This window comes from Mucilaginibacter sp. NFR10 (assembly GCF_900100445.1).
GTDB classification, from domain to species: Bacteria; Bacteroidota; Bacteroidia; order Sphingobacteriales; family Sphingobacteriaceae; genus Mucilaginibacter; species Mucilaginibacter rubeus.
This window is the reverse complement of sequence record NZ_FMTV01000002.1, coordinates 82,053-94,439: the sequence shown is the minus strand read 5'-3', so window position 1 is coordinate 94,439 and position 12,387 is coordinate 82,053. Positions and strand designations below refer to the sequence as shown.

Genomic DNA, 12,387 nt, shown 5'->3' with positions numbered 1-12,387 from the left:
GGCATACAAACCGGGACGATAACATATGTTATCAAGTTCAGAAATGCGATTTGCCTTTTGCCAGTTTGCTTTTTATGCGGCTTAAATGTACTTTGCTTACACCCAGATACGAGGCAATATAATGCTGAGGTACTCGCTGTATGATATGCGGCCTCTCGTTTAAAAGAAGCTGATAGCGTTGTTCAGGTGTATCGCGAATAATGGAAACAAACTCATTAATGTAATGCATTTGCCGCCGGGCCGTCATCTGTAATATCATTTGTGCAAAATCGGGCTCGTGGCTTAACTCATCCATTAATTGGGAAACATACTGCCTGGGCAACAGATAAATAACCGATGGTTCAATAGTTTCGATTGTGAACGAGCTTGGCACGTTGTTTACAAAACTATCGAAAGAACTTAACCCTTCATTTTCAAAGAAAAATTGTACCGTTTTATCATCACCATTGTTATTGAAAAATGTTCGTACACAACCTTTTTCAATAAAGATATAATGCTGAGATATTTTGCCTTCCTGAAGTAACACTGTTTTAGCCGGTACCTCCATGCGTTTCTGAAATGGCAGGTATCTGTCCCAATAGGCATTCAACTTCGGAAATCTATCTTTGAAATGAAAAAACATCGTTATTTAAATGGCTGCTTAGCAACATTATTTTTGACAGAAGTATCTTTTAAATATTGGATATAGTCACCCGTGGCAATCTCATTATAAGCGGCTACAGGTAAATTATAAAGATACATCCAACACTCCATGATATCATTAGTGGTATAGATGCTCACCGTTTCCCTTATATATTCATGCGGATGTTGGTATAACCCACCGACACCTTCATAATCGTCAATTACCTTTAATATAATGTCGGGGTCATCCATCATAAAAATACTACCGTAAATGTAGCGTTCTTCAGTATTACCGATCACTGCGCCAGGATATTCGCCAATATCATAAAGTCGCCCTCTTATTCTTCCGTCACCTATAAATTTACAGTGTTTATTTAGATACGCTGCAAACTCATTGCCGGGCTGCAGCAATGTGCCATACACAAATAAAAATTGACTTGTTGTTTCCATAAATAGCTCAAACAAAGGTAAGCGCAAACGCGTATTATACACGCACAGGCTATTTTTTTATAGTTTAAGCCATAATAGCTATCTTGCTGCACCTTAACCGGCCATACTTTTATACCATGAACACAGAAGAGATCAAAGCGTATATAGAACAGAATAACATCCAGAAAATAAAATTCGCCTTTGCCGATATTGATGGCATTTTGCGCGGTAAGGTGATCCACCCTAAAAAATTTATTGATGGATTGCAAAGTGGCTATGGCTTTTGCGATGTGGTATTTGGCTGGGATAGCAGCGATGTTTGTTATGATAACGTACAGTTAACCGGCTGGCAAAGCGGTTACCCGGACAAACTTTGCCGTATTGACCTGTCGACCCTGCGTAATGTGCCCTGGCAGGATGATATCCCCTTTTTTTTAGCCGATTTCAGCAAACCCGACGGCAACGACTTGCCGGCCTGTCCGCGTAGCCTGCTCAAACATGTTAAAGCGCAATGTGATGAGATGGGCTATCACGCCGAATTTGCACAGGAGTTTGAATGGTTCAATTTTAAAGAAACACCGCAAACCCTTGCCGATAAAAAGTTCACTAATATTGAACCGCTCACACCGGGCATGTTCGGCTATTCTATACTGCGTACATCAGAAAACAGCGATTTTTATTATGATCTGTTTAATCTGCTTACCAAATTCAATATCCCGATTGAGGGCCTGCATACCGAAACTGGTCCGGGAGTATATGAAGCTGCCATATTGCATGATGAAGTTTTAGCTGCCGCTGATAAAGCAACGCTGTTTAAAACCGCAGTTAAAGAGATAGCCTATAAACACGGTATCATGGCGTCATTCATGGCCAAATGGACCGAAACACTGCCTGGCTGCAGCGGCCATATCCATCAAAGCCTGTGGACTAAAGATCAATCAAAGAACCTGTTTTACAACGCCAATGATGTAAACAAAATGAGCGACCTGCATAAGCATTACCTTGCAGGCCAGCTATATTGCATGCCTTACCTGTTGCCTATGTACGCGCCAACCATCAACAGCTACAAACGCCTTGTTGAAGGGGCCTGGGCACCCACTACCATAACCTGGGGCGTAGAAAATCGCACTACCGCGTTACGTGTTATCAATACCACCGAAAACTATACCCGCCTGGAAACCCGCATCCCGGGTTCAGATACCAACCCATACCTGGGCATGGCTGCAGCACTGGCTTCGGGCTTGTACGGTATTAAAAACAAGCTTGAGCTAAATATTAAGCCAACAACAGGCAATGGTTACCAGGACAAACGTAATGGTGTACTATGGCCAAACCTGCATACAGCCGCCACGGCAATGCAAAACTCCGACTTGGCCAAAGAGCTCTTTGGCGAAGGTTTTGTTGATCACTTCACCCAAACCCGGCTGTGGGAATACCGCCAGTTTGCCAAAAGCGTTACCGACTGGGAGTTGAAGAGGTATTTTGAGATTATATAATCTGAACCGGAAGGATGTCTGAACTCGAATTAAACGAATTTTGGGAATGAGTAGAATTAATATTCTGTTTAATTTTTTAATTCGAAAAATTCGGGTTCAGACAATATATTTACACCCTTAATTATAAACCGAATGCTGCCAATGGCGTAACTTTGCCGGCAGACACATACAAATGGACTATTCTTTTATTATCCGCAAGGCCTGGGAAGGGTATGACGCGTCAAAAACCATCCGCGATATTGAAGATATCAGCGCTATGGTTTCAACCAATCACGTGTACCGTATTACGTTTGATGACGATGATATTATCATAGCCAAACTCTCATACTTTGGCAAGTTCGAACATTTTAAGGAGGACCACCGCATTATTCAAACGCTGGCAATTAACCTGCTTTACCCGTTTGAGAATTTCCTGGCTCGTTCTTTACAAAAAAACAACCGCGTTTACATCTATCATCATAAACACGGCAAAACCGATGCCTGGGTGGTTTTCTATAACCCTACACGTATTTTACAGCGCCTGCCACGCCGGTTAGAAGAAAACCATATTAAAAAACTTGGTCAGCAGGTTGGCAAATTCCATAAAGCCTGCTCAAGGGTTAAAAATGTGCTGCCAAAATCGTCAAAGACCTTACGCACCGATATTTGGGCCCTGCAGCAACAAATCGAGAGCAACCCAAAACAATTTGGTACCGGCATGCAGGCCGACTTTTTAAAATACCACTGTGAAACCTTTTTGAAAAACCGCTCCAAATACAACATGAGCTCGTTCGAGATCATTCCTGTATTTATCGACTGGAATATCGGCAACTTTTCGGTAACACCTGATCTTGAGCTTTACTCGCGCTGGGATTATGACTGGTTCAGGATGAGTTACCGCTTGCTCGATTTTTATTTCTTCAGTCGCGTAGTTTCTGATATTGGCGACCGTACTGTTTTCAGCTACGTGATCAACACTATGATGGAAGACCGATTCATTATTTTTTTAAAAGAATACCATAAAGTTAACCCGCTTACTGCCGATGAGATCCGCTTTTTAAAAGAAGCTTATCGTTTTTTTATCCTGAATTACGTAATTAAAGATGGTAAGCACTTTTTTAGCGAACAATATGCAAAAAAACTACAGGCTGAAGCTTTTGACATCTATTTACCATCGGTAGACAGGGATTTTGATGCCGAAAAGATCATTGAGGCCTTAAAATTAAAATAGGTTAACTATCTTTCAGGCTTATTTTATAAAAAGCCCTAAAACAGATAAGCATGACCAGGATAGACAACTTTAAATCCATAATTGATAAATACGAAGTTGTTTTTTTTGATGCTTTTGGGGTTTTGAAAAACTATGGCGGCCTGCTTCCGGGTATTGAGCGCACCTTTTCTTACCTGGCAGAACAAGGTAAGGAGTATTATATTGTAACCAACGATGCTTCACGAAGCCCGGTGCAATTAGCCGAATCCTATACCACCAAAGGATTGACCGCCATAACGCCCGACAGGATCATATCATCGGGCATGCTTACCAAAGAATATCTTGACCTGAAGGTGAACGACGGTATCGTAGCCTATTTAGGCACGCCCGATTCTGCCCATTACATTGACAGCTCTGGGCTGCATACATTGCCTATCAGCGAAGTAAACGAAAGCAATATTGACAGGGTTAACGCGCTGGTGTTTTTAGATGACGAAGGTTTTGACTGGGGACGTGACCTGAACAAATCAGTTAACCTCATGCGTAAGCGCACCATTCCGGCCATTGTAGCCAATACCGATCATGCCTATCCGCTAACCAAGCATGATGTATCTATAGCCATAGGCGGCTTAGCCAGTATGATAGAAAAAATTGTGGGTAAAGAGTTTATTCGTTTCGGTAAGCCGGATTCGCAGATGTTCATGTTTGCCTACGATCTGCTCCGCGAGCGCAGGCCGATCAGTAAAAGAGATATTGTAATGGTAGGTGATACCCTGCAAACTGACATTCTGGGCGGCAATAAATTTGGTTTGGATACCGTACTGGTGCTATCCGGTAATACCCAGGTCAAAGACGCCGAAAACCGCATCACCGCCACCGGCATTGTGCCAACTTATATCTGCGATTCAGCAGTAGTGGAGGCCGGTGGATTGGGATTCTAAACTTCCAAAGCATGTTGTTGCGCGGCAACCGCAAGGAAGCATAGCCGCCTGTACAGAATGTTGTTGCTTCGTCGTTCCTACTCGTATGACATTCAATCCCCCCCTTTTTCTACAAATCCTATCAATCTTTCTACCGCAACTATTTATTTAGAAAAATTTGTTTTAAATGTATGGTTTACATTTATTTTTACCAACTTTGAAATCGCTAAGGTATAACTGTCTACCTTACATGTATAAGCCAATTATTACCTGATTTTAAACTAATGGACACAAATTTTGATCTTAAAGAGCACCCTCACAGCAGGTTAAACATTTTAACAGGCGACTGGATCCTGGTATCGCCGCATCGTACAAAACGCCCGTGGCAAGGCAAAGTTGAGGCTACACAAGCCGACGACCGCCCGCAATATGATCCAGCCTGTTACCTGTGCCCCACAAACAAAAGGGCCGATGGCAGCGAAAATCCCGATTATAAAGGAAGCTTTGTGTTTACCAATGACTATTCATCGCTGTTGCTGAATACGCCGGATGGCGGTTTAAATGAAGAAGAACTGCTGGTAGCTAACAGCCAGAAAGGTATTTGCCGGGTAATCAGTTTTTCGCCGAGGCATGACCTCACCCTGCCCCAGATGACCACCAAAGAGATCAGCAAAGTGGTTGACGTATGGCAGTCGGAATTTGAAGACCTGGCTTCTTATCCATGGATCAAGCACATCCAGATCTTTGAAAACAAGGGCGATATCATGGGCTGCAGCAACCCGCATCCGCATGGGCAAATCTGGGCGCAAAACAGCCTGCCCGTTGAAGTAGCTAAAGAAACCCAGCAGCAAAAGCTGCATTTTGAGCAAAAAGGAACAAGCCTTTTAGCCGATTACCTTGCATTGGAACTTAAAAAGCAGGACCGCATAGTTTTTGAGAATGAACATTTTGTTGTGCTTGTGCCGTTTTGGGCGGTTTGGCCGTACGAAACTATGATTGTAAGCAAAAGGCATGTAACAAGCATTTTATACTTTACCGGGCAGGAAAAACATGCCCTCGCCGACGCTATCAGGAGGCTCACCATCAGGTATGATAACATGTTTGAAACATCGTTCCCTTATTCGGCAGGTATGCACCAATCACCGGTTAACTCGGGCGATCATCCCTACTGGCACTGGCATATGCATTTTTACCCGCCGCTGTTACGTTCGGCCACGGTTAAAAAGTTTATGGTAGGTTATGAGATGCTTGCCAATCCGCAACGCGATATCACAGCAGAGTTTGCTGCTGAAAAATTGCGTGGTTTAAGTGAGATCCATTATAAAACGAAGGAATAATGAAAAAAAGCTATTTTTAAACCAAACTATAACCAACCTATTTATGAGAAAATTAATTAAAGGTATTTATTTAACAATTTTACCTGCTTGTAGCCTATATTTGGCTGCCTGTAATCAAAATTCAACCTCACAGAAAAACACTACTATGGCGGATAGCACCCAAACCACTGCATCAGCATTCGAAAAAACAATCGATGGTAAACAAACCCACTTATTTACCATTAAAAACAAAAACGGCATTATTGCCACCATCACCAATTATGGCGGCCGTGTGGTAAGCCTGTTAGTGCCCGACAAAAACGGCAAGTTAACCGATGTTGTTTTAGGTTTTGATGATGTGGAAGGTTTTGAAAAATCAACCGAACGTTATTATGGCGCTACCATTGGCCGTTACGGCAACCGTATTGCCAAAGGCCATTTTAAAATAGATGGTAAAGATTATCAATCGTCAATTAACAATACGCCCAATATGCTGCACGGTGGCAAACACGGTTTCCAGGAAGTGGTGTGGGATGGTAAAATGATCGATTCATCTACCGTAGAGCTTACCTATCTTTCAAAAGATATGGAAGAAGGCTTCCCCGGTAACCTCAATGTTAAAGTAATTTACAGCCTTACCGACGATAATTCATTTAAATGCCAGTACGAAGCTACTACCGATAAAAAAACGGTTGTTAACCTTACCAATCACGCGTTCTTTAACCTCAATGGCGAAGGCAGCGGTACAATCCTCAATCATTTGGTACAGATAGATGCTGATAATTATTTACCGGTTGATGCAGGCTTGATCCCTACCGGGAAACTTGAAAAAGTTGCCGGCACTCCGTTCGATTTCACTAAGCCCGAAACCATAGGCAAACGTATCAACGACGACAATGTGCAGTTAAAAGATGGCAAAGGTTACGATCACAACTTCGTACTGAACAAACATGACCTGAGCACTCCAATTGCGACTGTTGTAGGTGATAAAAGCGGTATCAAAATGGAAGTATTTACCGAAGAACCTGGCTTACAGTTTTACAGCGGTAACTTTATGCAGGCTAAAAATGCAATGAAACGCGGTATTAAAGATGAGTACCGTACTTCATTCGCGATGGAAACCCAGCATTTTCCTGATTCACCAAATCAGCCGCAATTCCCTTCTACGGAATTGAAACCCGGCGATACCTATAAAACGCAATCGCTTTATAAGTTTTCGGTAGTGAAATAATTGAACACCTTTTTTATACAAAAGTCCTGCCCAACGGCAGGACTTTTTGCTTTATATTAGCGTAATGACAACCGCTATTCATACTTATAAATTTATAAAAGAAGATAACGGCCGCTGGTACATCGATCTACCCGATTGGCAGGGCGTTAAGGCCGACCTTGAAATGGTTGAAGGAGCCGATACCATGCTTGATTATGTTGGTGAAGGGAGCAACGAAGTTAAACTTCTTTTGGCCGAAGAACCTTTTGAAGGCAGCGCGATACTCCAACTCATCGAAGATTATAAAGACCATGTTGGCGGCGGCATTTATTTGCTTGGAGACTATGAAGGAAAAGCCCTTGACCAGCAAATGTGGCTTTGCGATGTTACAAAGTTTGTGTTTGGTAAACTCCCGCCTTTTATCTATTTTAAAAAACAATAAGAAATATCAGCAGTTATGAGCGCCTGGCGAAAACGGGCAATTGAATGCCTCCCTTCCTTAAAGAAGGACTTTGAGGATCCACAAACTTCAATTTATGGCGTTTTCATGGAGTTATTACCGGTTACTGTAGCTTCTCATAAAAGTAATAACGTCGCACAACTCAAAAAGAACTATGATTTTGCCGAATGGTGTTTCAGGCAAAAATCTGAAAACCTGTGGAATGCTGCCGGAGTATCATTTTATGAACATTTAGGTGATAAATCCGAAACACTGTAAGCGATCCATCTATGGGTTAAACTGGATATCTATATCGAGATACGATCACTCTTGAACCAAAGAGTTGGCGAGGCTACTTTAAAAATAATAGACGGCTTATATGGATTGAGTAATGCCAGGTTTACGGGCTGATCTTAATGGCTTCGATGTTTAATGTTTGTTAAGCAGATTTAAAACAAACCTAAACTTTTTGAGGTTAACAGGTTAATTAATAACAATCTGTTTACCTATCTATAAAAACATCATGAGTGATCAATCAACCCAACCCGAAGAAAAAGGATTTTTCGAGAAGGTTAAAGAAACAATTGAAAGCCTTTGGGAAGGCACAAAAGATACAGCCGAAGACGTAAAAGAAGCAGCCGAAGAAAAAATAGAGGATATCAAGGAAAAAGTAACCGCTAAAAAAGCCACGGCTACCAAAAAAGCTGCGCCAACTAAAACCACAGCAGCTAAAAAAGCAAATGTGGTAACCGCCAAAGCAAAAAACGCAGTTTCTGAAGTAAAAGCCAAAGCCGAAACTAAGGCTAAAGCCATTACCGCCAAAGCAAAAGATGAAGCAGCAACCGCTAAACAAGCTGCGGCTGAAGTAAAAGCAAAGGCAGCAACTAAAGCAAAAGCTATTACCACAAAAGCCAAAACTGAAGCCACGGAAGCTAAGAAAGCCGTAGCATCGAAAACTGCTAAAGCAGCTACCAGCGTTAAAAAGAAAGCGGCAGCTACAGCTAAGTAAGATTGCTAATTTTCAGACCTGCGAAGTTTTAGAAACTTCGCAGGTCTTCCTCTCCTCTGTCCGAATTTACTTCATCAATCAACATCCAGCCGAAAATTAAATTGTAAAAGCTATTGACAGTAATTTAATTAATCGTAATATTGCAATATAATTATGGGAATCACTAAAACAGAAATATTTACCGACGAGCAGAACAAACTGGCTGTGCAGCTTAAAGCTATCGCTCATCCGGCCCGTATTGCCATCCTGCAGCTTATTATTGAAGCCAAGGCTTGTATCTGTGGGGATCTGTCATCTGAACTGGGGCTTGCCCAACCTACAGTGTCCCAGCATCTTAAAGAATTAAAGAATGCCGGCCTTATACAGGGTACCATTGAAGGCGTAAGCGTTTGCTACTGCATTGAACCCGAAGCCTGGCAAAACCTGAATGATGAGTTGAATAAACTATTCTCATCGTACAAAGACTTCAATAATTGCTGTTAAAATTTTTTGGTCACATTAATCGTAATATTGCAATACACAAATGAAAACAAACGAGGAATTAAAAGAGTTGGTAAAGCTGAAATACAGCGAAATTGCCTTACAGGACAAGGATACCAATCAATCATCATGCTGCGGAGCCAGCGGATGTTCAACCGAGGTTTATAATATCATGAGCGAAGATTATACCAAACTGCAGGGTTACAATGCCGATGCCGATCTTGGTTTAGGCTGCGGTTTGCCCACGCAATTCGCCCAAATTAAAAAGGGTGATACGGTAATTGACCTCGGCAGCGGTGCAGGTAATGATTGCTTTATAGCCCGCTCCGAAACCGGCGAGACCGGCAAAGTAATAGGAATTGATTTTACAGAAGCTATGATTAGCAAGGCACGCGAAAACGCCGACAAACTTGGCTTTAATAATGTGGAGTTCCGTTTGGGCGATATCGAGCATATGCCGGTAACTGCCAACGCGGCCGATGTGATTGTAAGCAACTGTGTATTAAACCTGGTGCCTGATAAAAACGCTGTCATTAAAGACATTTACCGCGTATTGAAACCCGGGGGCCATTTTAGCATTTCGGATATTGTATTGACAGGCAGCCTGCCCGAAAAGATCAGGACAGCCGCCGAAATGTATGCAGGCTGCGTATCAGGGGCCATTCAAAAAGAGGAATACCTTGAGCTCATCAGCAAAAATGGTTTTGTCAATATCATTGTGCAAAAAGAAAAAGCCATTATTATTCCTGATGATATTTTAAGCAATTACCTATCGGCAGATGAAATTAACGAATTTAAAAACGGCAACAGCGCTATTGTAAGCGTCACCGTGTATGCCGAAAAACCCGAAACAAAAGTATGCTGCGAACCAGGCTGCTGCCAATAAAACAATTATGAAAAATATATTAGTACTGTGCACAGGCAATAGTTGCCGGAGTCAGATAGCCGAGGGATATTTAAAGCATTTTGCGGGCAGTAAAGCAAACATATACAGTGCAGGCATTGAAACACATGGCGTAAACCCCAAAGCCATTAAAACCATGGCCGAGGATGATATTGATATTTCCAACCATACCTCAAACCATGTGGATGAATACGCCAACGTTGCTTTTGATTATTTAATAACCGTTTGCGATAATGCTAACGAAGCCTGCCCTTACTTTCCGGGGAATGTGAAACGTTTTCATTACAACTTCCCGGATCCGGCCAAAGCCCGCGGCACCGAAGATGAAGTAATGGGCGAATTCAGAAAAGTACGTGAACAGATCAAAGCGTATACCCAACAATTTGTAGAACAGCATTTAACCGAAGCGCAATAATATGTCTGCCAATAATTGCACTCCGGCTGTTGAACGAAAACGGCTCGGTTTTATTGATCGTTATCTCACCATCTGGATTTTCCTGGCTATGGCTATAGGCGTTGTAACAGGGTATTTTATACCCTCATCGTCCGATTTTATCAATTCGTTTTCGAGCGGGACTACTAATATTCCGTTGGCGATCGGCCTCATATTAATGATGTACCCGCCGCTTGCCAAAGTAAAATATGAACAAATGGGCAGGGTATTTAAAGATGTAAAGATATTAAGTGCCTCGCTTGTTTTAAACTGGATAATAGGCCCCGTCCTAATGTTCGTTTTAGCTGTCGTTTTCCTGCGCGGTTACCCCGAATATATGACAGGGCTGATACTAATTGGGCTTGCCCGTTGTATTGCCATGGTTGTAGTATGGAATGAACTTGCCGATGGCAGCCGCGAATATGCCGCCGGTTTGATAGCCCTGAACAGTATTTTCCAGGTACTTTTATATAGCGTATATGCTTACATTTTTATAACCGTACTGCCGCCGGTGCTTGGCTTTAAAAGTCTCCAGGTACATATTACCATGCTCCAGATTGCCAAAAGCGTGGGTATCTATCTTGGTATTCCTTTTGCCGCTGGTATTATTAGTCGCTACACATTGATCAAACTAAAGGGCGAGGGTTGGTTTCAGCAAAAATTTGTTCCTTTTATTTCGCCCATAACGCTTATCGCGCTGTTGTTTACCATTATACTCATGTTTAGCCTCAAGGGTAGGCTCATCGTACAAATTCCTATGGATGTGGTTCACATTGCTATACCGCTGGTATTTTACTTTGCAATTATGTTCCTGCTTAGTTTCTACATCGGCAAATATTTTGGTGCCGATTACTCAAAAAGTACCTCCATTGCGTTTACAGCTACCGGCAATAATTTTGAACTGGCTATCGCGGTATCTATTGGTGTATTTGGTATTAACTCGGGGCAAGCCTTTGCAGGGGTAATCGGCCCGCTGGTTGAGGTTCCGGCACTGATAGCGCTGGTTAACGTGGCATTTTGGCTTCGCAGAAAATACTATCGTAATGAAGTTATAGCCAAAGGGGACTAATTACAATGCCATCCCACAAAAAAAAGCGATTGGGGACAATCCAATCGCTTTTTTAATAAATCCCTTCCGGGCCGGGGGGCTTAAGCTTCAAACTTATAACCCACACCCTTCACAGTAGCAACGCAATCGTCGCCCAGTTTTTCGCGTAGTTTACGGATGTGTACGTCGATGGTGCGATTGGTAACCACTACCGAATCTTCCCAGATGTTTTTAAGGATCACCTCACGGGTATAAACTTTGCCGGGTTTTGAAGCCAGCAGGTACAACAGCTCAAATTCTTTTTTGGCCAATACTACTTTAACACCGTTTTTATAAACCAGGTAAGCTTCACGGTCGATAACCAGGTCGCCTATTTCCAGTTTATTATCAATTACGTCTTCGGCAGGGGCATTACGACGAAGTATGGCGTTTATGCGGCTAACCAGCGCACGTGGCTTGATAGGTTTTGCAATGTAATCATCGGCACCTACGTTAAAACCGGCAATTTCCGAATACTCTTCGCTGCGGGCTGTTAAAAACACCATAAAGGTATTTTTAAACTCGGGCATGGTGCGCATAATGCGGCATGCTTCTATCCCATCCATTTTAGGCATCATGATGTCAAGTACAATCAGATCAGGCAAGGCTTTCTTCGCCTCGGCAACAGCTTCCTGGCCGTTACGTGCTAAAAACACCTGGTAACCTTCCTTTTTGAGGTTATACTCAATCAGTTCTAAAATATCCGGTTCATCATCAACAATAAGTATTTTCTGTTTTGCGGTGCTGCTCATGTTGCGTTAAATTTTTTGTATAAAAGTATACGCTTTACAACAGCTAATAGTTAAGCCAATATTAACAAATTGTTAAACGTTACCTTATATTAACCCTAAGTT

15 protein-coding genes are annotated in these 12,387 nt (G+C 42.3%); 12 read left to right on the top strand and 3 right to left on the bottom strand.

Annotated features, from left to right (window positions below; all coding sequences use genetic code 11):
• Nucleotides 1-37: 37 nt before the first annotated feature.
• Together BLP33_RS08180 and BLP33_RS08175 are read right to left on the bottom strand one after the other, a co-directional pair.
• Complete coding sequence (locus BLP33_RS08180; RefSeq protein ID WP_090526416.1) at nt 38-622, bottom strand: Crp/Fnr family transcriptional regulator; 585 nt, start codon at nt 620-622, stop codon at nt 38-40.
• A 2-nt stretch (nt 623-624) separates the two neighbouring features.
• Complete coding sequence (locus BLP33_RS08175) at nt 625-1,071, bottom strand: gamma-glutamylcyclotransferase family protein (protein WP_090526413.1); 447 nt, start codon at nt 1,069-1,071, stop codon at nt 625-627.
• A gap of 116 nt (nt 1,072-1,187) precedes the next feature.
• Between BLP33_RS08175 and BLP33_RS08170 the strand changes: the two genes are divergently transcribed.
• The 12 genes from BLP33_RS08170 to arsB all read left to right on the top strand — a co-directional run bounded on the left by BLP33_RS08170 (nt 1,188) and on the right by arsB (nt 11,515).
• Nucleotides 1,188-2,546 (top strand): glutamine synthetase family protein, encoded by a 1,359-nt coding sequence (locus tag BLP33_RS08170; protein ID WP_090527583.1) that lies wholly within the window; start codon nt 1,188-1,190, stop codon nt 2,544-2,546.
• A gap of 172 nt (nt 2,547-2,718) precedes the next feature.
• Nucleotides 2,719-3,756 carry a hypothetical protein gene (locus tag BLP33_RS08165; RefSeq protein ID WP_090526410.1) on the top strand — a complete coding sequence of 346 codons (1,038 nt, stop codon included), beginning with the start codon at nt 2,719-2,721 and terminating at the stop codon, nt 3,754-3,756.
• 50 nt (nt 3,757-3,806) lie between these two features.
• A complete protein-coding gene (locus BLP33_RS08160) occupies nt 3,807-4,676 on the top strand; it encodes an HAD-IIA family hydrolase (protein ID WP_090526408.1) in 870 nt (289 codons plus the stop codon).
• Nucleotides 4,677-4,939: 263 nt separating this feature from the next.
• Nucleotides 4,940-5,992, top strand: coding sequence for a UDP-glucose--hexose-1-phosphate uridylyltransferase (locus BLP33_RS08155; RefSeq protein WP_090526406.1), 1,053 nt, complete (start codon nt 4,940-4,942; stop codon nt 5,990-5,992).
• A gap of 43 nt (nt 5,993-6,035) precedes the next feature.
• The gene (locus BLP33_RS08150) at nt 6,036-7,202 is read left to right on the top strand and encodes an aldose epimerase family protein (RefSeq protein ID WP_090526404.1); all 1,167 of its coding nucleotides are present in this window, start codon (nt 6,036-6,038) and stop codon (nt 7,200-7,202) included.
• A 64-nt stretch (nt 7,203-7,266) separates the two neighbouring features.
• Nucleotides 7,267-7,623, top strand: a complete 357-nt coding sequence (locus BLP33_RS08145; protein ID WP_090526402.1) for a DUF6717 family protein — start codon at nt 7,267-7,269, stop codon at nt 7,621-7,623.
• Nucleotides 7,624-7,638: 15 nt separating this feature from the next.
• Nucleotides 7,639-7,899 carry a DUF7674 family protein gene (locus BLP33_RS08140; RefSeq protein ID WP_090526401.1) on the top strand — a complete coding sequence of 87 codons (261 nt, stop codon included), beginning with the start codon at nt 7,639-7,641 and terminating at the stop codon, nt 7,897-7,899.
• Nucleotides 7,900-8,143: 244 nt separating this feature from the next.
• The gene (locus tag BLP33_RS08135; protein ID WP_090526399.1) at nt 8,144-8,629 is read left to right on the top strand and encodes a hypothetical protein; all 486 of its coding nucleotides are present in this window, start codon (nt 8,144-8,146) and stop codon (nt 8,627-8,629) included.
• A 153-nt stretch (nt 8,630-8,782) separates the two neighbouring features.
• Entirely contained in the window at nt 8,783-9,112 is a 330-nt protein-coding gene (locus tag BLP33_RS08130; protein ID WP_090526397.1) for an ArsR/SmtB family transcription factor, read from the top strand.
• 40 nt (nt 9,113-9,152) lie between these two features.
• Nucleotides 9,153-9,995 carry an arsenite methyltransferase gene (locus BLP33_RS08125; protein WP_090526395.1) on the top strand — a complete coding sequence of 281 codons (843 nt, stop codon included), beginning with the start codon at nt 9,153-9,155 and terminating at the stop codon, nt 9,993-9,995.
• A 7-nt stretch (nt 9,996-10,002) separates the two neighbouring features.
• Entirely contained in the window at nt 10,003-10,428 is a 426-nt protein-coding gene (locus tag BLP33_RS08120) for an arsenate reductase ArsC (protein ID WP_090527580.1), read from the top strand.
• A gap of 1 nt (nt 10,429) precedes the next feature.
• Nucleotides 10,430-11,515, top strand: coding sequence for an ACR3 family arsenite efflux transporter (arsB, locus tag BLP33_RS08115; protein ID WP_090526392.1), 1,086 nt, complete (start codon nt 10,430-10,432; stop codon nt 11,513-11,515).
• A gap of 80 nt (nt 11,516-11,595) precedes the next feature.
• Here the strand turns inward: arsB and BLP33_RS08110 are convergent, their stop codons facing one another.
• The gene (locus BLP33_RS08110; protein WP_022831601.1) at nt 11,596-12,285 is read right to left on the bottom strand and encodes a response regulator transcription factor; all 690 of its coding nucleotides are present in this window, start codon (nt 12,283-12,285) and stop codon (nt 11,596-11,598) included.
• Nucleotides 12,286-12,387 lie beyond the last annotated feature (102 nt).

Coding starts and splice junctions, on each gene's coding strand:
- BLP33_RS08110 (WP_022831601.1), bottom strand. CDS start 12,285: ATGAGCAGCACCGCAAAACAGAAAATACTTATTGTTGATGATGAACCG.
- BLP33_RS08130 (WP_090526397.1), top strand. CDS start 8,783: ATGGGAATCACTAAAACAGAAATATTTACCGACGAGCAGAACAAACTG.
- BLP33_RS08150 (WP_090526404.1), top strand. CDS start 6,036: ATGAGAAAATTAATTAAAGGTATTTATTTAACAATTTTACCTGCTTGT.
- BLP33_RS08135 (WP_090526399.1), top strand. CDS start 8,144: ATGAGTGATCAATCAACCCAACCCGAAGAAAAAGGATTTTTCGAGAAG.
- BLP33_RS08120 (WP_090527580.1), top strand. CDS start 10,003: ATGAAAAATATATTAGTACTGTGCACAGGCAATAGTTGCCGGAGTCAG.
- BLP33_RS08145 (WP_090526402.1), top strand. CDS start 7,267: ATGACAACCGCTATTCATACTTATAAATTTATAAAAGAAGATAACGGC.
- BLP33_RS08155 (WP_090526406.1), top strand. CDS start 4,940: ATGGACACAAATTTTGATCTTAAAGAGCACCCTCACAGCAGGTTAAAC.
- BLP33_RS08125 (WP_090526395.1), top strand. CDS start 9,153: ATGAAAACAAACGAGGAATTAAAAGAGTTGGTAAAGCTGAAATACAGC.
- arsB (WP_090526392.1), top strand. CDS start 10,430: ATGTCTGCCAATAATTGCACTCCGGCTGTTGAACGAAAACGGCTCGGT.
- BLP33_RS08165 (WP_090526410.1), top strand. CDS start 2,719: ATGGACTATTCTTTTATTATCCGCAAGGCCTGGGAAGGGTATGACGCG.
- BLP33_RS08175 (WP_090526413.1), bottom strand. CDS start 1,071: ATGGAAACAACAAGTCAATTTTTATTTGTGTATGGCACATTGCTGCAG.
- BLP33_RS08180 (WP_090526416.1), bottom strand. CDS start 622: ATGTTTTTTCATTTCAAAGATAGATTTCCGAAGTTGAATGCCTATTGG.
- BLP33_RS08170 (WP_090527583.1), top strand. CDS start 1,188: ATGAACACAGAAGAGATCAAAGCGTATATAGAACAGAATAACATCCAG.
- BLP33_RS08140 (WP_090526401.1), top strand. CDS start 7,639: ATGAGCGCCTGGCGAAAACGGGCAATTGAATGCCTCCCTTCCTTAAAG.
- BLP33_RS08160 (WP_090526408.1), top strand. CDS start 3,807: ATGACCAGGATAGACAACTTTAAATCCATAATTGATAAATACGAAGTT.